Origin of the sequence: Pseudomonas putida, assembly GCF_002741075.1 — a bacterium.
Classification (GTDB): domain Bacteria; phylum Pseudomonadota; class Gammaproteobacteria; order Pseudomonadales; family Pseudomonadaceae; genus Aquipseudomonas; species Aquipseudomonas putida_T.
In genome coordinates this window covers 2,496,190-2,514,695 of the sequence record NZ_CP016634.1, presented here as the reverse complement: position 1 = coordinate 2,514,695, position 18,506 = coordinate 2,496,190, and the positions used below count along the sequence as shown (strand labels likewise).

15 protein-coding genes, 1 tRNA gene and 1 pseudogene are annotated in these 18,506 nt (G+C 61.1%); 12 read left to right on the top strand and 5 right to left on the bottom strand.

Annotation, left to right across the window (positions count from 1 at the left end):
* The first annotated feature begins 10 nt into the window (after window positions 1-10).
* From IEC33019_RS11670 to IEC33019_RS11645, 6 genes are all read left to right on the top strand, one after another.
* On the top strand, window positions 11-451 hold the full coding sequence (locus tag IEC33019_RS11670) for a GNAT family N-acetyltransferase (RefSeq protein ID WP_070091859.1): 441 nt from the start codon (window positions 11-13) through the stop codon (window positions 449-451).
* Between the two features lie 146 nt (window positions 452-597).
* Entirely contained in the window at window positions 598-987 is a 390-nt protein-coding gene (locus IEC33019_RS11665) for a helix-turn-helix domain-containing protein (RefSeq protein ID WP_070091858.1), read from the top strand.
* A 108-nt stretch (window positions 988-1,095) separates the two neighbouring features.
* Entirely contained in the window at window positions 1,096-1,734 is a 639-nt protein-coding gene (gene gacA / locus IEC33019_RS11660) for a response regulator transcription factor GacA (RefSeq protein WP_043209199.1), read from the top strand.
* Between the two features lie 6 nt (window positions 1,735-1,740).
* Window positions 1,741-3,564: an excinuclease ABC subunit UvrC gene (gene uvrC / locus IEC33019_RS11655; RefSeq protein ID WP_070091857.1), complete on the top strand. Its 1,824-nt coding sequence runs from the start codon at window positions 1,741-1,743 to the stop codon at window positions 3,562-3,564.
* Window positions 3,565-3,597: 33 nt separating this feature from the next.
* On the top strand, window positions 3,598-4,158 hold the full coding sequence (pgsA, locus tag IEC33019_RS11650) for a CDP-diacylglycerol--glycerol-3-phosphate 3-phosphatidyltransferase (RefSeq protein WP_070091856.1): 561 nt from the start codon (window positions 3,598-3,600) through the stop codon (window positions 4,156-4,158).
* A 64-nt stretch (window positions 4,159-4,222) separates the two neighbouring features.
* Window positions 4,223-4,298: transfer RNA gene (locus tag IEC33019_RS11645), tRNA-Gly, on the top strand.
* 146 nt (window positions 4,299-4,444) lie between these two features.
* Here the strand turns inward: IEC33019_RS11645 and IEC33019_RS28185 are convergent.
* The 4 genes and pseudogenes from IEC33019_RS28185 to capB all read right to left on the bottom strand — a co-directional run.
* Window positions 4,445-4,734, bottom strand: a pseudogene (locus tag IEC33019_RS28185) (Arm DNA-binding domain-containing protein); the annotation flags it as partial.
* Between the two features lie 109 nt (window positions 4,735-4,843).
* Complete coding sequence (locus IEC33019_RS11635; RefSeq protein WP_070091855.1) at window positions 4,844-5,800, bottom strand: helix-turn-helix domain-containing protein; 957 nt, start codon at window positions 5,798-5,800, stop codon at window positions 4,844-4,846.
* Between the two features lie 138 nt (window positions 5,801-5,938).
* Entirely contained in the window at window positions 5,939-8,023 is a 2,085-nt protein-coding gene (gene capA / locus IEC33019_RS11630) for a caprolactamase subunit alpha (protein ID WP_070091854.1), read from the bottom strand.
* A gap of 13 nt (window positions 8,024-8,036) precedes the next feature.
* The gene (gene capB, locus IEC33019_RS11625) at window positions 8,037-9,782 is read right to left on the bottom strand and encodes a caprolactamase subunit beta (protein ID WP_070091853.1); all 1,746 of its coding nucleotides are present in this window, start codon (window positions 9,780-9,782) and stop codon (window positions 8,037-8,039) included.
* Window positions 9,783-10,242: 460 nt separating this feature from the next.
* On the opposite strand from capB, the gene IEC33019_RS11620 reads away from it, so the two are divergent.
* Genes IEC33019_RS11620 through IEC33019_RS11610 form a run of 3 tightly spaced genes read left to right on the top strand, consistent with a single transcriptional unit; the run spans window position 10,243 to window position 12,965 of the window.
* Window positions 10,243-10,761, top strand: coding sequence for a 2,4'-dihydroxyacetophenone dioxygenase family protein (locus IEC33019_RS11620; protein WP_099593568.1), 519 nt, complete (start codon window positions 10,243-10,245; stop codon window positions 10,759-10,761).
* A gap of 56 nt (window positions 10,762-10,817) precedes the next feature.
* Complete coding sequence (locus IEC33019_RS11615; RefSeq protein ID WP_070091852.1) at window positions 10,818-11,840, top strand: NAD-dependent epimerase/dehydratase family protein; 1,023 nt, start codon at window positions 10,818-10,820, stop codon at window positions 11,838-11,840.
* Between the two features lie 45 nt (window positions 11,841-11,885).
* On the top strand, window positions 11,886-12,965 hold the full coding sequence (locus tag IEC33019_RS11610; RefSeq protein ID WP_070091851.1) for a zinc-binding dehydrogenase: 1,080 nt from the start codon (window positions 11,886-11,888) through the stop codon (window positions 12,963-12,965).
* A 4-nt stretch (window positions 12,966-12,969) separates the two neighbouring features.
* On the opposite strand, the gene IEC33019_RS11605 is transcribed toward IEC33019_RS11610, so the two are convergent.
* Window positions 12,970-14,010 carry an AraC family transcriptional regulator gene (locus tag IEC33019_RS11605; RefSeq protein ID WP_070091850.1) on the bottom strand — a complete coding sequence of 347 codons (1,041 nt, stop codon included), beginning with the start codon at window positions 14,008-14,010 and terminating at the stop codon, window positions 12,970-12,972.
* Between the two features lie 237 nt (window positions 14,011-14,247).
* Between IEC33019_RS11605 and IEC33019_RS11600 the strand changes: the two genes are divergently transcribed.
* From IEC33019_RS11600 to IEC33019_RS11590, 3 genes are all read left to right on the top strand, one after another.
* Entirely contained in the window at window positions 14,248-16,113 is a 1,866-nt protein-coding gene (locus tag IEC33019_RS11600; protein WP_070091849.1) for a DUF1302 domain-containing protein, read from the top strand.
* A gap of 23 nt (window positions 16,114-16,136) precedes the next feature.
* On the top strand, window positions 16,137-17,492 hold the full coding sequence (locus IEC33019_RS11595; RefSeq protein WP_070091848.1) for a DUF1329 domain-containing protein: 1,356 nt from the start codon (window positions 16,137-16,139) through the stop codon (window positions 17,490-17,492).
* A gap of 73 nt (window positions 17,493-17,565) precedes the next feature.
* Window positions 17,566-18,504, top strand: coding sequence for a WD40/YVTN/BNR-like repeat-containing protein (locus IEC33019_RS11590; protein ID WP_070091847.1), 939 nt, complete (start codon window positions 17,566-17,568; stop codon window positions 18,502-18,504).
* Window positions 18,505-18,506: the final 2 nt, after the last annotated feature.

The window sequence follows — 18,506 nt, the reverse complement described above, 5'->3', positions numbered from 1 at the left end:
TCCGCCCCCCATGCCTCTTGAACTGGTCCCGGCCACCGACGCCCATCGCACCTTCGCCCGCGATCTGACCCGCCGCGCCATGCTGCCGTACTACCGGGAATTCGACCTGCTGTGGATCGAGGAAGCCTTCGATGAAGCTTGGAGCTGGCGCGAACAGTGGCTGGTGATGGAGCAGGGGCAGGTGCTGGGTTTCTGCAGTCTCAGCCAGGATCGCCAGGCGTTGTTCATCCGCGAGTTGCACCTGCTTCCCGAGCACAGAGGGCGGGGGATCGGTGCCTGGGCATTGGAGACCCTGGCCCAATGGGCGGGGCAACGGCGACTGCCCTTGCTGCGGTTGATGGTGTTCAAAAGCAACCCCGCGCGTCAGCTCTATTTGCGCCACGGCTTCATGGAGATGGGCGAAGACGAATGCTTCGTGCGCATGCAGCGGGCGGTCGGCGTCGAGTGCTGACCGGTGAGGCAGAAAGTGACCAATAGCGCAATGATGGCTTGCCAGGATTGGATCCCAATTGGCATAGTGCCATCCGGATTGATGGCCACTCGCTTGGAGGTTGCCATTGCCTTGGTAATCATGGACAGCAAAGGGAAGGGAGTCGAATGAGTGGATTTGGTCCGCGTCTGCGGGAAGAACGTGAGCGCCTGGGCCTCACCCAGCGGGTGTTTGGCGACATCGGTGGTGTCGAGCCCAATGCCCAAGGCAAATATGAAAGCGGTGAGCGTACGCCGAGGGCTGATTACCTGGCCGCGCTGGCCAAGCGCGGCGTGGACGCGCTCTATGTACTCAGCGGCGTGCATACCCCGGTGCCACTGGACAGCCTGACCGTCGACGAGGACCGCGTGCTGGCGCTGTTCCGCCGCTTGCCCGAGGCCGACAAGCGTGCCTTGCGTCACCTGTTGCAGCGCCTGGCGGGAGAGGCGAGCGAGCGGGAAGTCGGCCAGGTGCGCACGCTGGGTCGGCCTGTGATTTTCGATGATGCTTTGACCTAGTGAGCGCTACGCGCGAGGAGGCGAAATAGCCACCCAGGTCACTAGGTCAGCAGTGAAAAATTTTGTTAAGGTGGCGGGATCCAATCGCCCCATTGACGAGGTGTCTGTTTGATTAGGGTCTTGGTGGTCGATGATCACGATCTGGTGCGTACCGGCATCACGCGCATGTTGGCCGATATCGATGGCCTGCAGGTGGTGGGGGAAGCGGATTCCGGCGAGTCGGCACTCAAGCTGGCCCGTGAGCTGAAGCCGGACGTCGTTCTCATGGACGTGAAGATGCCCGGCATCGGCGGCCTGGAGGCGACCCGCAAGTTGCTGCGCAGCCACCCGGACATCAAAGTGGTCGCGGTCACCGTGTGCGAGGACGACCCGTTCCCCACACGCCTGATGCAGGCCGGGGCGGCCGGTTACCTGACCAAAGGTGCGGGGTTGGACGAAATGGTCCAGGCCATCCGCCTGGCGTTTGCCGGCCAGCGCTACATCAGCCCACAGATCGCTCAGCAGTTGGCGCTCAAGTCGTTCCAGCCCCAGGGCTCGCCGTTCGATGCCTTGTCGGAGCGGGAGATTCAGATCGCGCTGATGATCGTGGGTTGCCAGAAAGTGCAGATCATCTCCGACAAGTTGTGCCTGTCACCCAAGACCGTCAATACTTACCGTTATCGGATCTTCGAAAAACTCTCGGTCACCAGCGACGTCGAACTGACATTGCTGGCCGTTCGCCACGGTATGGTTGACGCAAGTCTGTAAGGCCCCATGTCCCAAATCTTCGATGCCAGCGCATTCCTGGCGACCTGCAGCGGTCGTCCAGGCGTCTACCGAATGTTCGACGCCGAGGCGCGACTGCTCTACGTGGGCAAGGCCAAGAATCTCAAGAAGCGCCTGGCCAGCTACTTTCGCAAGACGGGCCTGGCGCCCAAGACCGCTGCGCTGGTAGGGCGCATCGCCCAGGTCGAGACCACCATCACCGGCAACGAGACCGAGGCGCTGCTGCTGGAGCAGACGCTGATCAAGGAATGGCGTCCGCCCTACAACATCCTACTGCGTGACGATAAATCCTACCCCTATGTCTTTTTGTCTGACGGCGAGTTCCCACGGCTGGGGATTCACCGTGGTGCCAAGAAGGCCAAGGGGCGCTACTTCGGGCCGTACCCCAGCGCTGGTGCCATTCGCGAGAGCTTGAGCCTCCTGCAAAAAGCCTTCTCGGTACGCCAGTGCGAGGACAGCTACTACGCCAATCGCACCCGGCCATGCCTGCAATACCAGATCAAGCGCTGCAAAGGCCCGTGCGTCGGCCTGGTGTCGCCAGAGGAATATGCCGAGGACGTGCGCCATTCGATGATGTTCCTCGAAGGTCGCAGCCAGCAGTTGGGCAACGAGCTCAACGCCGAGATGGAAAAGGCCGCCATGGCCCTGAATTTCGAGCGGGCAGCAGAGCTGCGTGACCAGATCGCGTTGCTGCGCCGCGTGCAGGACCAACAGTACATGGAAGGTGGCTCGGGTGATGTCGATGTGGTGGCGGCCTTCGTCAACCCCGGTGGCGCCTGTGTGCACCTGATCAGCGTGCGGGGCGGGCGGGTATTGGGCAGCAAGAACTTCTTTCCCCAGGTGGGCATCGAGGAGGAGGTGGCCGAGGTCATGGCCGCATTCCTGTCCCAGTACTACCTGGGCAATGCCGAGCGCGAATTGCCGGGCGAATTGATCGTCAACGTCACCCACGAAGACTTCGCCGCCATCAGCGAGGCGGTGCAAACCCTGCGTGGCCGGGAGCTGGCCATCAGCCACCGGGTGCGTGGCACCCGGGCGCGCTGGCAGCAGTTGGCGGTCACCAATGCCGAGCAGGCCCTCAACGCCCGCCTGGCCAACCGCCAGCACATGGCCGCGCGCTTCGAGGCCCTGGCTCAGGTGCTGGGTCTGGACGAAGTGCCCCAGCGCCTGGAGTGCTACGACATCAGCCATTCGAGCGGTGAAGCCACCGTGGCCAGCTGCGTGGTGTTCGGCCCGGAAGGGCCGCTCAAGTCCGACTACCGACGCTTCAACATCGAAGGCGTGACCGCCGGCGACGACTACGCCGCCATGCACCAGGCCCTGACGCGCCGCTTCGGTCGCATCAAGGACGGTGAGGGCAAGCTGCCCGATGTGCTGCTGGTGGACGGCGGCAAGGGGCAGTTGAACATGGCCCGCGACGTCATGCAGGAGCTGGCCCTGACCGACCTGACCCTGCTGGGTGTGGCCAAGGGCGTGACCCGCAAGGCCGGCTTCGAGACCTTGTACCTCAATGACGTGGCCCATGAGTTCACCCTCAAGGGCGACTCACCGGCCTTGCACCTGATCCAGCAGATCCGCGACGAAGCCCACCGTTTTGCCATCACCGGCCACCGTGCTCGGCGCGGCAAGGCCCGTCGCACCTCGAGCCTGGAGGATGTGGCCGGGGTCGGGCCCAAGCGCCGTCGCGACCTGCTGAAACATTTCGGCGGCCTGCAGGAGCTCAATCGCGCCAGCATCGATGAGATCGCCAAGGCCCCGGGCATCAGTAAAAAGCTTGCCGAGTCGATTTATGCCAGCCTGCATAGCGAGTAGAATGCCACCTTCAACCCGCAGCCAGTCGTACCGATGAATATTCCAAACCTGCTCACCGTTCTACGCGTCCTGCTCATCCCGATCTTCATCCTGCTGTTCTATGTGCCCTATCACTGGAGCTACATTGCCGCCAGCACGGTGTTCGCCATCGCCGCCGCCACTGACTGGCTGGACGGCTACCTGGCCCGTCGCCTGCAGCAGAGCACGCCCTTCGGTGCCTTCCTGGACCCGGTGGCGGACAAGCTGATGGTCGCGGTCGCCTTGGTATTGCTGGTACAGGTGCATGCCAATTTCTGGCTGACCTTGCCGGCTGCGGTGATCATCGGTCGAGAGATCGTGGTTTCGGCGTTGCGTGAGTGGATGGCCGAGCTGGGGGCGAGGGCGCATGTGGCCGTGTCAAACCTCGGCAAGTGGAAAACCGCTGCGCAGATGCTGGCGCTGGTCATTCTGCTGGCCAATCCGCCAGTGCTGACCTTCTGGGTGGTGCTTGGCTACACCTTGCTGCTGGTCGCCGCTGGCCTGACGCTGCTGTCGATGGTCCATTACCTGGTCGCGGCCTGGCCGCACCTGCGCGAAGGCTCCGAGCAGAAGTAAAAGTTTTTTTGAATCAAAGGGTTGACGTTGTTTTGCAGATCGCTACAATGGCACCCATCACGACGCGGGAATAGCTCAGTTGGTAGAGCACGACCTTGCCAAGGTCGGGGTCGCGAGTTCGAGTCTCGTTTCCCGCTCCAGTTATAGATATACAGAGTTCCATGGAGCTCTGTAAGTCGTTGAAAAGAAGGGCCGAAACAGACTGTGTGAAGACACACTGGCAGGCCCTAGACCAAACGCCCCGACTTGTTCGGGGCGTTTGTTTTTGTGCTGGAAAAAGCTCTTCAGCATTGAAGGTCCGATTATGGGCAAGCCGCACGGCACACGCTGCTGCTTGCGCCGTTCGTAGGGGTTGTATCCCTGAGCGATGAGCGCTCGCAGCTCATCTCGCCGCTCCCGTGCGTCACGCAGCCCCACCTACGGGTAACTGCCGAAGGACATCCGCTTCTGCCGGCCCTCCCAGTAGTAACGGAAATGCCAGATCTTGCTGCCTTGGGCCGCGACATTGAGGAACAAGCCATCCCGGTCTGCGAGCGTGTACTCCTTGGCGGTGACTCGAGCATGGCGAATCCGAATTGCTGTCCAAGGGTGTGATCAGCACGATCACGCACCCTGACCCCACACACATGTCGAGGCGCTGTGCAGCGGCCGCAATGGAGAGGGCGACGATCTTGCGCGCCTGTTGTCAGTGGGCCAGGCTGGTACGGACTTCGCGAGCCGTGCTACCGAAGCGCTGCCGAAATGCCCGGGTAAATTGCGCCTGATCACTGAAGCCGCTGCGAAAAGCCAGTTCACCAATCGAAAGGTGGCATTGCGGATTGCGTAACTGGCGGTAGACCATTTCCAGCCGTTGTTGGCGTATCCATTCACTCAGCGTATGAGGCGTACTGGAAAACAGCTTGTGCAGATAACGCAATGACAGGCTGCAGGCGTTGGCAATGGATTGCGGTGACAGTTCGGGGTCGCCGAGATTTTGCTGCACATAGCGCTCGACACGGGAAAGATGAAGCGCGATGAGGCTGGAGCCCTCACTGCTCAGTACTCTGTCATCCTGTTGCAGCGTCAGTAGCAAGGTCGCGAGAATCTGCTCCAGCAGCACATGACGTGAAGATTCCGGGCAGTCATCGAAATGGCGAGCGCAGGCGCTGACCTGTTCGAAGAAAATGCGTCCGAGACCACGGGTGGCATCGAAGCTATAGCGTGTGTAGCGTTCTGGGCCGCGTAGATGCCCTTTCAGAGCAGATTCAGGAAGCTTGAGCACCCACAGCTCGTTCTCGTTGTGCTGGCGGAAATGGAAAGGTGAATCGCCGCGCTCAAGGATAAAGTGGCCGGGGTTACAGAGAATGTCATTACCACTTTGCTGGAAATGAATGTCGGCTCGGCAGGGGAGGGTAACCAGGTAGAACGCATCATGATCCTGTCCAATCTGCGCCTGGTTGCGCGAATAGTCGATTGGGCTGGTCAGCAGATGAGAAAGGCTCAGATCGCTGGTAGGGGTGCTCCAGCGCTGAAGGTAGCCGTCGAACGGCTGTTCGGCCGCAAAGTCTAGACTGAGTGTGAAAAACGTCTCGATAATGGTTTCAGTCCATCGCTCCTGGCACTCGCTCGCTGTCCAGCCTTGCGTAGATAGTTCTAGAGACATCATTCCTCCTTTTACAAAGAGGCAGCTTGCAAAGAAGGTCGTAAGCAGCCACTTATGCAGCTTTTATTATTGTTGAAAGCCCGGAGGCTAGTGCCTGCGGGCTAGTCTGGCGTGAAGCGCCTGATGCTATCGATCCTATCAGAGGACGCGGGTTACTCGATAGGTGGCGGAAGGCTCCAGAGTCGCTTTCCAGCCCGGAGGTATTACGATGTTGGTGGTGTCTTCCTCAATGATGCAGGGCCCCTCGACGGTTTGACCTGGCAACAGGTGATTGCCGTCAAATACCGAGGTGGATTGCCATTCGCCATCGGCGCTGAAGCGCGTTGGTCGCACGCTCTCCGGGATGGCCGCAGACAGGTTGGTTGGCGCTTCCAGGCGGGGTTGCTTGGGACGTGGCAGGTGACCGATCACCGAGCATTCCATGTTCACCAGTTCAACCACGCTCTCGGTTTCGCTGTAGGAGAACAGGGTCTCGTGCAGTGAGTGGAATGCCGTGATCAATTCCGCCAGTTTTTCGCTGTCCAGTTCGTGGTGAGCGAGATCCACGCTGCATTCATGGACCTGGCCCAGGTAGCGCATTTCCAAGGTGTATTGGCAACTGCTGGCGGCGTCGTCAAAACCATCGTCCCGCAACCTGGCCATGCCTTGCTCGCGCAGATCTTTGAGTGTCCTGTTGAGCAACTGCAGATCCACGTGCTCGGCATCGAGGCGCATTGGCAGGCTGGTGAGACGGTCGTAACGTACATCCGAGAGGATCTGGCCAAAGGCGCACAGGCCGGAGGCGACCTTGGGAATCAGCACGGTTTGCATGCCGATGTCCTCGGCCAGCCGAACCACGTGCATGCCAGCCGCGCCGCCGGCGCCGATCAGGGCGAAGTCGCGTGGGTCGTAACCGCGTTCGATCGATACCCGGCGGATACCGTTCACCATGTTCAGGTTGACCAAGGTAATGATCCCGATTGCCGCGCGCTCGATACTGATACCCAGTGGGTCGGCTATTTTGGTGCGAATTGCGTCTAGCGCGGCTTGGCGGTTAAGGCGGATCGTGCCGCCGAGCACTGCACCGTCACGCAAGTAACCCAGGGCCAGGTTGGCGTCGGTTACCGTCGGTTCGGTACCGCCCTTGCCGTAGCAGACAGGGCCAGGCTTCGCGCCGGCACTGCGAGGGCCGACTTGAAGCATGCCGAACTCGTCCAGATGGGCAATGGATCCACCCCCTGCACCGAGGGTTTCCACCTGAATCATGGGTACGCCGATCCGTTGGCGCAGGAAGTCAACGTCCTTACTGAAGTTGGTACGGCCGGACTTGGTCAGGGTGATGTCGAAAGAGGTGCCCCCCATGTCGACGGTGATGACGTTGTCGATGCCAAAAGGTTCACCGACCGACAAGCCTGCCTGTGGAGCGGAAGCGGGACCTGAGTTGATCGCGTTGACGGCGCGATTGCGCATCACATGGCCCGGCGCCAGGCCACCATTCGACTGGAAGTAGCGTACAGGCTGGTGCGCACCGAGCTCTTCGAACAGGCTGTCGATACGTTCGACATAGCGCGCCATGACCGGGCTGAGGTAGGCATTCACCACCGTGGTCGAGGTGCGGGTGTATTCGCGAATCTGCGGGAAGACCTCGTTGCCTGTGCATACGAAGACGCCTGGCAACGCTTTGCGCACCAGTTCCGCCGCGCGCTTCTCGTGGCTGGGGTTGCGTACGGACCAGACAAACGAGATGGCAACCGCTTCGACGCCTTCGGCACGGAAGTATTCGATTGCCTCGTGGATGGCGCGCTCATCCAGTGCGGCATGTTCGCGGCCATCGCTGAGGATACGCCCGGCGACCGGACGACGAAGGTGGCGCGGAACGATCATGTAGGCCGGTGGATAGTGTGGGTCATACCGATAACCCTCTTCTTTATGCCCGAGGCGAATTTCCAGGCTGTCTTCATGGCCTTCGGTGCAGAGCAGACCGACCTTGACCCCAGTGCGCTCGATGAGCGCGTTGAGTGCCACGGTGGTACCGTTGATGCACAAGTCACAGCTGGCGATGATCTCGGCAGGTGTCTTGCCGGTGGCATCTGCGATTTGTGCCAGGCCGGCACGAATGGCGAGTGTGCCGTCCTGAGGGGTCGACGGTGCCTTGAACAGCTGAACGCCGCCTTCGAGGTCTGCCAGGATGAAGTCAGTGAAGGTTCCGCCAGCATCGATGCCGAGACGATATTGTTTGCGCATGTTGATTCTCCGGTCAGAGCTGGCCGCGGCTGGTGCGGGTGGCGGTTTCATCGAGATGTCCATCGGCGTTCAGGACGACGCCATACTCAAGTGCTGCAGCATTAGGTGATACCAGGCCGTTGCGCACGTCTTGCAGTACGGACTCGACAGGGCGACGCAGAGGGTCGCCGTAACCGCCACCACCGCCGTTGATATTGATGATGCGTTCGCCCGGTTTGATGGTGAGCAGTGGGTTCTGCACGTAGTGGTCTTCTTCGCCGTCCGGCTTGCGATGGATCAGCCGACCCAGTTTCGGTTCGATTACCGTGTTGCGAGCACCTGCGGCGCCAGCGGTGGCTCTTTGACGGCCTTCGCCGAAACCTACGATAGTCATCGGGTGGTCAAGCGGCTCGATTTCCAGATGAGTACCGGAACCTCCGCGGAATTCACCGGCGCCGCCGCTATCGGTCATGAGGCTATAGCGGTGAATCAGTACGGGGTAGGCATGTTCGAGCAGTTCGATGTCACCGCTCATCAAGGCGCCAAAGCAGCACAGTGGGCCGCACGCGTGCCAGCCGTCCATCACTTTGTTGGCGCCTGCGCCCGAAATGATCGAAGCGAGGACCATGGTGACGTATTCACTGTTGCCATTGCGCGGGTCATAGCCAGCCATGTTGATGCCACTCGTGTGGCCCCAAGAGGCGGTGACTCGATCTGGGGAGGCGGACTCCAGTGCCACGCGCACCGCATCGGCGAGCGTTTCCATCGGCGTAGTCGTGCAGTTGACGTGCGGCGCGGGTTCTTGAGCGTTACACAGCGTGCCCTTGGGACCCAGGTCGATATTCAGGCAGCGGTACAGGCCTTCGTTGTATGGCGGTGCTACCTGAGCGAACATCATCATGCCCAGGTAGATGCCCGAGACCGAGTTACCTTCGTAAGAGTTGATGAAGTAGGGCACCTGAGGTGGGCTGTCGATACGGATATTGATCTCATCGCCGCGAATCTCGATGTTGGCGGTGATGGTCAGTTCGCCCAAGCCGTGCCCGGAGTCTTCCAGAATGGCGGATCCGGTGTAATGGCCGTCCGGCACGTCTCGAACCAGTGCGCGCATGTGACGATCCGCCATGTTCTTCAGTTCGTCGATGCAGGCGCGGACCTGCTCCACGCCGTATTTGTCGAGCAGCTCTAGAAGGTGACGTTCACCTACTTTACAGGCACCGTACTGGGCGTTCAGGTCGCCTTCCTGATAAGGACGTGCGCGCATGTTGGTCAACAGCAGGTTGATCACATCTTCGCGACGCTTGCCTTTCTCCCAAAGCTTCACGGGCGGGATGCGCAGGCCTTCGGCGTAGATTTCCTTGGCATCGGGATTGTAGCCAGCGGGTACTGGGCCACCGACATCGGTGAGGTGGCCTTTGGAGACGGTCCAGAAAACCAGTTCGCCTTTGTAGAAGACCGGCTTGTACATGCAGCAGTCGAGAATGTGGCTGCCCTTGTAGGCGGGGTCGTTGTGGTACAGCACATCGCCTTCGGCGATATCGTCGCCAAAGAACTCGGCAACGCACTTCATAGCGGGAATCAGAGACCCAAGATGGATTGGGATATCCTGACCTTGCAGAATCATCTCGGGAAGATGATCGAAGAGCGAGTTCGAATAATCATGTGCCAGGTTGAAAACACTGGAGCGGCCAGTCTTCTCCAGGGTAAAAGTCATCTCACGCTGAGCTGTTTCCAGCGCGCCGCGCACGACCGCGAGGGTAATGGGGTCAACTGTTTTCATTGGACACCAACATTTGTTATTGGATTTTGGTTAAGAGCTGCCTATGCGGCCCCGTGGGTTTACATTACGTCTCAAATACGGGAGTTGGCTTGTCGTAGGGTGCACTGGTAATAGCGTTGCGGTGCACTACGCACGCTATTTTCGAAGAGGTGTTCAGGCAGGGTCGCCATGGGGTTGTGCACGTCGCAGGCTAGGTGCCAACAGGTAACCCGCGAACGCGACTATGAATACCGCAGGGGCTGATGCCGTCGCCAACGTGGTGTCGTTAGACAGATGCATCCAGATACCCACGAGACAGGACACCAGCCAGGTCAGTAGTCCACGTGCACGGAGAGCGGGAGGGCATTGACGGTAGATGACAAGTTTTCGACCGCAAATGACAAGTTTTCCGCAGGGCGGCGACGCAGTATTGCGCCAGGGCAAATCCATTGCCCGCACCACGGCCATGAGGAAAACAATAATGCCAATGCCTATTCCAGTGTTCGATCACAAAGAACTACTGACTCTCAACACCAACGAGTTACCGGTCTACAAGGATGTCATGGCCCCGTACTTCCCGGGCGTGGACGTGCAGCCTTTGTACCTCGACCCGAACCTGGGTATATGGGCGTTGCGCGTGATCTTCCAGCCAGGAGTGCGTTTGCCTTGTCACTATCACACCGGCCCGGTGCACTTGTTCACGCTGTCTGGCAAATGGAACTATGTCGAGTATCCAGACCAGCCGCAGACAGCCGGCTGCTATCTGTACGAGCCGGGCGGCTCGATCCACACCTTCAGCGTTCCGGCCGACAACACGGGCCCGACCGACACTTTCATGGTGGTCTACGGCGCCAATATCAACTTTGATCGGGACGGAAACTTCGTGAATGTCATGGATGCCACCGACATCATGCAGATCATCGACCGCCTGGTTAAGGAACGTGGCTTGGAACCGGCCCGTTACATCCGCCCCGGTCACGCGGGCTACACCATCGGCTAACCCGACAGGCACGGGCGTCTGCGCCCGCGTTTCCCCCCTTTTTTGGAGTGTGCTCGATGGAACATTCTTGCCCGCCGGTCGGTGCACAGGGGCAGACCCCCGAAGTGCCCCGATCGGTCTTCATTACCGGTGCCAGTGGTTTCATTGGCCAGGCCCTGGCATCCCGCTACCGAGCGCTGGGTGCCACGGTGCGGGGCATGGACCTGCGTGCCGACCCGGCCAATGACGTCGTCGCCGGCGACCTGACCCGCCCCGAGCAGTGGGCCGAGCACGCCCGCGGCTGCGAGCTGTTTATCAATACCGCAGCCGTGGTTTCGCTGGCGGCATCGTGGGCGCAGTACCGCGAAGTCTCAGTGCGGGGTGTGCGCAACTGCCTGGACGTCGCCATCAACGGTGGCGCCAAGCGTTTCGTGCAGTTTTCCTCGATTGCTGCGCTGGGTTGGGACTACCCCGACCAGGCGCAGGAAACTTGCGACGTGGTGATCGGCGACCACTATCGCTACGGCGTTGCCAAGGGCGCGAGTGAGCACGTGGTGCTGGCGGCGCATGCGGCTGGCGAGATCGACTGCACCATCGTCCGGCCGGGGGATGTCTATGGCCCTGGCTCTCGTGCCTGGTTGAGCGAGCCGCTGAAGATGGCCAAGGCCGGCACGCTGATCCTGCCCAATGGTGGATCGGGGCGTTGGACGCCGGTGTATATCGACGATCTGCTGGACGGCGTGATGCTGGCCGCTGGGCTGCCGCAGGCGAGCGGACAGATCTTCCACATCAGCGCGAACGAGTCGGTGAGCTGCCAGGAGTTCTTCGGCTATCACTGGCGCTGGGCCAAGCGTTCCGGGGCGCCACGCAGTCTACCGCTGTGGCTGGCGCTGGCGCTGACCAATGCCATCTGGAGCATCAACCGATTGCTCAAGCGCCAGGGCGAGGTCACCCCGGACACCATGTACATGTTCGCCCGCACGGGCGGCATTTCCATTGACAAAGCGCGGCGTCTGCTCGGCTACGAGCCAAAGGTTTGTCTACAGGTAGGTCTGGAGCGTTCGGAGCAGTGGTTGCATGCCGTTGGCCAGCTTGGCTGATTCCGGCGCGACCCAATGGGAAGGGATCTAAGTAGGAGAGTGTTGATGAAAGCCGTTGTCATGCGTGACAAGCAACTGCTAATAGATTCGATCGCCGCGCCAGTACCGTGCCGTGGCGAGGTGCTGGTCAAGACGCTAGCCTGTGGGATCTGTGGCTCGGACCTGCACATGTTCCATCACTGCGAGCACGTGCTGGCCAACTTCAAGCGCGGCAATATCCCGATTGCCTTCGATGATCGCCAGGACGTGGTGTTCGGCCATGAATACTGCGCCGAGATTCTCGATCACGGGCCTGGGAGCAGCAAGACGCTTCAGGTTGGTACGCGCGTCTGTTCGCTACCCTTCGTGATTACCCCAGAGCATTTCCATCACATCGGTTTCTCCAACCGTTATCCGGGCGGCTACGGCGAGCAGATGGTGCTGGCCGAGCAGATGCTGATGCCGGTGCCGGGGGACCTGCCGGCCGATCTCGCCGCATTGACCGAGCCGCTGACCGTGGCGGCGCATGCGGTCAACCGGGCGAACCTGGCGGGCAGCGAAATACCGGTAGTGATCGGCTGCGGGCCGATTGGCCTGGCGATGATCGCCATCCTCAAATCACGCGGTATCGGCCCGGTGGTGGCGGCGGACTTCTCCGCCGGACGCCGCGCGCTGGCCGAGAAGATGGGCGCGGACGTGGTGGTCAACCCGGCCGAGCAGTCGCCCTACCAATCCTGGCTGCAGGTGGCGGCACCCGAGGGCTATGACATCAATGGCCCGATGGCGCTGCTCGGGCTGGGGCCGCAGCCCAGGGCCTGCGTGGTGTTCGAGTGTGTCGGCGTGCCGGGGCTGATCCAGCAGGTGATCCAGAACGCGCCTCCGCGTTCACGGTTGATCGTGGTCGGCGTGTGCATGGAAAGTGACCGCATCGAGCCGCTGATCGGCATCGGCAAGGAAATGAACGTGCATTTCTCCTTCGGCTACACAGGCGAGGAGTTTGCCCACACCTTGCACGCGCTGGCTGATGGCACGCTCGACGCCGCTCCGATGATCACTGGCCATGTGACGCTGGACGGGGTCGTCGGTTCGTTCGCTGCGCTGGCCCAACCCGACGAGCAGGCGAAGATCATCATCACCTACGACTGATCCATCAGTCGGTTACCTGCCGGCCTGGATCGATCTGGTCAGCGCGTAGCTGGGCGCGGCGTTTGCGCGGTGGTGTTGCGTACCAGCGCCGGCAGGCCCTGTTGAACGAGCTTTGCTCGGCATAGCCGAGTAGGCCGGCGATTTGCGCCATGGGCATTTGCGCCTCGGCCAGGTAGAGATCAGCCAGCTCCCGGCGCACTTGCTCGACCATGTCTTCGAATACCGCGCCGTGGTCCGCCAGGCGACGCTGCAGCGAACGTTCACGCATGCCCAGTTGCTCGGCGATCAGCGGCAGGGCGCAGCGCTGGGTGGGCAGCAGGCGCCGGATCGAGTCCTCCACCTGGCTGCGCACATCCAACGGGTTGATCGCGCCCATGTTGCTCACGTAGTCCATCATGGTGTCGTGCAGCAACGTGTTGTGCTGGTCGATGGGCTTGCTCAGGTGTTCCGGCAGCAGCACCAGCGCGTTATGCGCTTGTCCGAAATGGGTCCGCGCGCCGAAGAAGCGCTGGTAGCGGCTTTGCGGCAGGAGTGCCTCTGTGCGTAAGAGCACAGAGTGGGGATGGAACCCTGGCCCGTAAAGCATCTGCACGGTCTTGAACATCACCCCCAAGGACAACTCGATGACTTGTCGCTGGCGTGGCGCCGGATGTAGGCGCAACTCGTAGATGAGCTGGGGGTGGTCCGGGTCCGTGTCGGTATCCAGATGCACTTGCACGCCCGGGCTGTAGGTGTGCAGGAAGTGCACGATCTCGGTGAGCGCCTCACCGACATTCCTGGCGTTCTGCCCCACGACGGCCAGCGGCCCGAGGATCATGATGCTCTGCCGCTCGGCCAGGCTCAGGCCGAAGTCGACGCACTGCAGGCGTTCGGCGCACAGTTCCAGCAGATTGATCATCGTGCGGTAGGGAATAACCGCCGAACCACTCTCGAGCAACCTGGGCTCGATTTGCATTTGCCGCAGCAACTCGTCGGGGTCGCCCGCCAGGTCGCGTACAAGGTGGGTAAATCCTATGAGCGAGGTCGTTCTGATCAGGGCGGTCATGGTTGTGAGCGTTCTTGTTGGTTTCATGCCTGCGCCAGGTTGGCGTTCAGGTGAATCCTCGCCTCATTGCATTTTTTTCTACAGCTTAAATCGATCTCTGACAGCTAATGGCAAAAAACTGACATGAAATGACAAATGGTTCCGACGGACCTCTGTGCATGCTTTCTCCACCAACAAGAACGCTCCCCCGGCGGGCTCCTCCAGCCCGACACGGCAAGGGCGAAGCCGGAGACCTGCATGCACTACAACAACTACAAGCTCGTCAAGCCGTTGTTCCTCACCATTGCCTGCGCCTCGGCGGGCTCTGTTCATGCCCTGCCATTGCAGCTGGACAATGGCTGGGACGGGGAATGGAACACCACCTTGTCAGTAGGCTCGCAATGGCGTGCCGAGGGCCAGGATGCCGATCTGTACAGCGCTGGCAACGGTGCATTGCGTGGCAAGGCCGGCGGCACCGGAGACTCGGTGGACGGCGGCAACCTGAACTATGACAAGGGCGATCGCTTCTCCACGATTGCCAAGTTCGTCACCGATCTGTCGTTGCGCAACGGTGACATGGGCGGACTGATCCGTATCAAGGGCTGGTACGACCAGGTGCTGGAAGACGAAGACGTCAATTTCGGCAGTGCCTCTAACGGCTATCGCAAGAAACCGCTCAACGATGACGGCTATGCCGACCTGCAGAAATTCAGCGGTGTCTATCTGCTCGATGCTTACTTGTACAACACCTTCTATTTCGATGACACCCCGGTCCAGGTCCGCCTGGGGCGTCAGGTGGTGAACTGGGGCGAGAGTGTATTCATCCAGGGCATCAACCAGATCAACCCCTTGGACGTACCGGCCTTGCGTCGCCCGGGCACCGAGCTGAAGGAAGCGTTGATCCCGGTATGGATGGGCTACCTGAACGTGGGGCTGCCTGCCGGTATCTCCATGGAGACCTTCTACCAGCTCAAGTACGAAAGCACCGCCATTGAAGGCTGCGGTCACTATTGGTCGGTGACCGAAGGCGCCATCGGCCAGGACTTCGGCGATTGCCAGCTGGGTACATTTCTAAGTGGTACCAACCCCTCGTCACCAGACAAACTCGCCGCCGGTGCCTATCTGCCCCAGGCCAAGGGCAAGGATCCGCATGACAGCGGCCAGTGGGGTATCGCATTCCGCTTCCCGATCGACGCGCTCGATGGCGAGATGGGTTTGTACTACCTGAACTACCACTCGCGGACGCCTTACCTGGGCATGCGCAGTACCGGTTCCGCCGCGCTTTCGGCGTTCCCCAACGCCGGCACGCCGGGCGCCATCGCGCGTAACTCGGCGGGCCAGTTCATCGGCCCGAGCTGGGAGTATCCGGAGGATATCCGCTTGTTCGGCCTGAGCTTCACCACCGTCCTTGCGGGCTGGTCGATCGGTTCGGAACTGAGCTACTCGCCCAACCAGCCGACACAGATCAACGGTGCCGATCTGCTCAACGGGGCATTGGCCGGTATCGGACCTGCGGCCAATCTGTTCCAGGAGGTCAAGGTGGCCAGCTCGCCATTCACCGCCGGGTGGGACCGTTATGAAAAGACCCAGCTCCAGGTCAACGGCGTCAATGTGTTCCCCAATGTGTTGAGTGCCGACAACCTGACGGTGATCGCTGAAGTCGGACTCCAGTGGAATAACGTGCCCCAGGGCGGCGGTGACCGACGCTATGGCCGTGATTTCATCTATGGGCTGGGGTCCAGCTCGACCCTGCCGGTCGGTGGCGACACCTGCACCTCACCGGTGCCCTCTCTGCACAACGCCAGCCCCGCAGGCTGCAAAAACGACGGCTACGTCACCGACTTCGCTTGGGGCTACCGGCTGCGCGGGCAGCTTGACTACAACAACTTCCTCGGTACCAGCGTCACGGCTTCGCCCTATGCCTTCCTCGGCCAGGATGTCGACGGGGTTTCGATGGACGGGCAGTTCAACGAAGGCCGTGTCACTTCTGCCCTAGGTATCACCTTCGATTACAACAAACAGCACAAAGTGGACTTCAGCTATGTGAGCTTCGACAACAGCGCTGAGTATGACCCGTTGCACGACCGCGACTTCTACGCCGCCAGCTACAGCTACAGCTTCTGACAAAACAACAAGAGGTTAGCTTGATGAAAACGATGCTCCGCGCCGCCAGCCTGAGCGGGCTGGCAACTGCTGTACTGCTTGCCCTGAGTGGCCAGGCGTTCGCCCAGATCACTGCCGATCAGGCTGCTCGTCTAGGCAAGGATCTGACGCCGCTGGGCGGAGAAATGGCCGGTAATTCCGACGGTTCGATTCCCTCCTATACCGGTGGGCTGGCACAGCCGCCAGTTGGCTGGAGCGCGACCGGCGGCTACAGCGATCCTTTCGCCAGTGAGAAACCGCTGTTCACCATCACCGCAGCAAACCTTGCGCAGTACAAGGACAAGGTGACTCCGGGTATGCAGGCGCTGCTGACCAAGTACCCCAACTTCAAGATGCCGGTCTACCCGACGCACCGAACTGCGATGGTGCCGGCGGTCATCGCCGCGAAGGTGAAGCAGGAAGCGCCGAACGTGCAGCTCAACGGCTTCGGGGTGAGCAACCTCAACGGTACCACCACACCGTTCCCGATTCCGAAGAACGGCCTGGAGGCGATCTGGAACCACAACCTGCGCTACCTGGGCGGCGGCCTGCAGCGGACTTACGCGTCGTTCCCGGTGCGCGGCAGCGGTGACTACTACACCGTGCGCATCCAGGAAAACCGCGTGTTCGACCCGAACATGGACACCTCGTCGGAGAACCGCCTGCTCAATTATTCGGCGCGCTTCATTTCCCCGGCGACTTTGGCCGGCACGGTACAGCTGGTGCATGAGCCAATCGACCAGGTCAAGGAGGTCCGTTCGGCGTGGATCTACAACGTAGGCCAGCGCCGTGTGCGGCGTGCCCCGGACCTGGCCTACGACAACGTCAACGACGGTACCGAAGGCCTGCGGGTAACCGACGACTTCGACGGCTACAACGGCGCGCCGGACCGTTTCGACTGGAAACTGGTCGGCAAGCAGGAAATGTATGTGCCGTACAACGACTACAAGCTCGGCTCGAAAGAGGTGAAGTACAAGGACATCCTCACGCCGAACACGCCCAACCCCGACCTGATGCGCTATGAACTGCACCGTGTGTGGGTGGTGGAGGGTACCTTGCGCAAAGACGCCAAGCACGTCTACGGCAAGCGCGTGATGTACCTTGACGAGGACTCCTGGACCGTGCTGGCCTCGGACGCCTACGACACCCGCGGTATCCTTTGGCGTATCGGCGTGCATCCGCTGGTGCAGTTCTACGATGCCCAGGTGCCCTGGTATCGCGCTAACATCTGGCACGACCTGAGCAACGGTAGCTACTACCTGGCGGGCCTGGCCAACGAGGAAAGCCAGCCCTGGACCTTCGGCATCAAGGGTCGCTTCGTGGACTTCCAGCCTGACGCTTTGCGGCGCATGGGCAAATGAGCCAACCCCGCCACCGTTGAACCTGCCACAGCCCCTGTAACCGGGGGCCATCGGCCCGTTGGAGCTCTGTCTTATGTCGTTACGCCGCATTCTGGCGCTGGCGGGCCTGTGCCTGCTTGTCGCCCAAGCCCAGGCCCAGCCACCGGCGCTGGACTATGTCATCCACCCGGACCGTGTGCAGCTGCTCAATGTCACCGTCACCGGCGACAGCCTGGTGGCGGTCGGCGAGCGCGGGGTAGTGCTGTGCGCCGATGAGTATGCGGTCAACTGGACCAGCGTCCGCACCGGGAGCAACCGCACGCTGTCCGGTGTCGCGTTCGTCGATCCTCGGGTGGGGGTTGCCGTCGGCCATGGTGGCACCTTGTTGCGCACCGTCGACGGCGGTCGCACCTGGAACGCTGTCGAGGTTGACAGCAACGGCGATGCCCTGCTCGGTATCGCTGCACTGGGGAATGGGCGCATGGCCGCCTGGGGCGCGTTCGGCCTTTACCTGCTGTCAAAGGACAACGGCGTCAGTTGGCAGCGCCTGCCGGTGATCGACGGTGATTTCGACCGGCACATTTCCCAAGTCATTACTCTGGCAGGCGGTGATTGGCTGATAGTCGGGGAGAGTGGCACCCTGGCGCGCTCCACCGATCAGGGAGAAAGCTGGCAGACCATGGACAGCCCCTACGCGGGGAGCCTGTTCGGCGCGTTGCAGCTAGATAGCGGTGGCCTGCTGATCTACGGCATGCGCGGCAATCTCTGGTATTCCGCCGATGCCGGAAAGACCTGGAGCCAACGCCAGACCGGCACCACCTTTGCCATCAACGGTGCGCTCCAGCAGAAGTCGGGTCGCGTCTTGGTGTTCGGTAACAGCGGCTTGCAATTGACCAGTGACGACCAAGGGCTGACATTCACGACCCACGCCTCCACCCATGCCAGCGTGGCCCGGGCGGTCGAGCTGGACGATGGGAGGTTGCTGGTGGTCGGTGATCGTGGCGTGACGATGCTCGGCCAGGAGCAGGAATAACC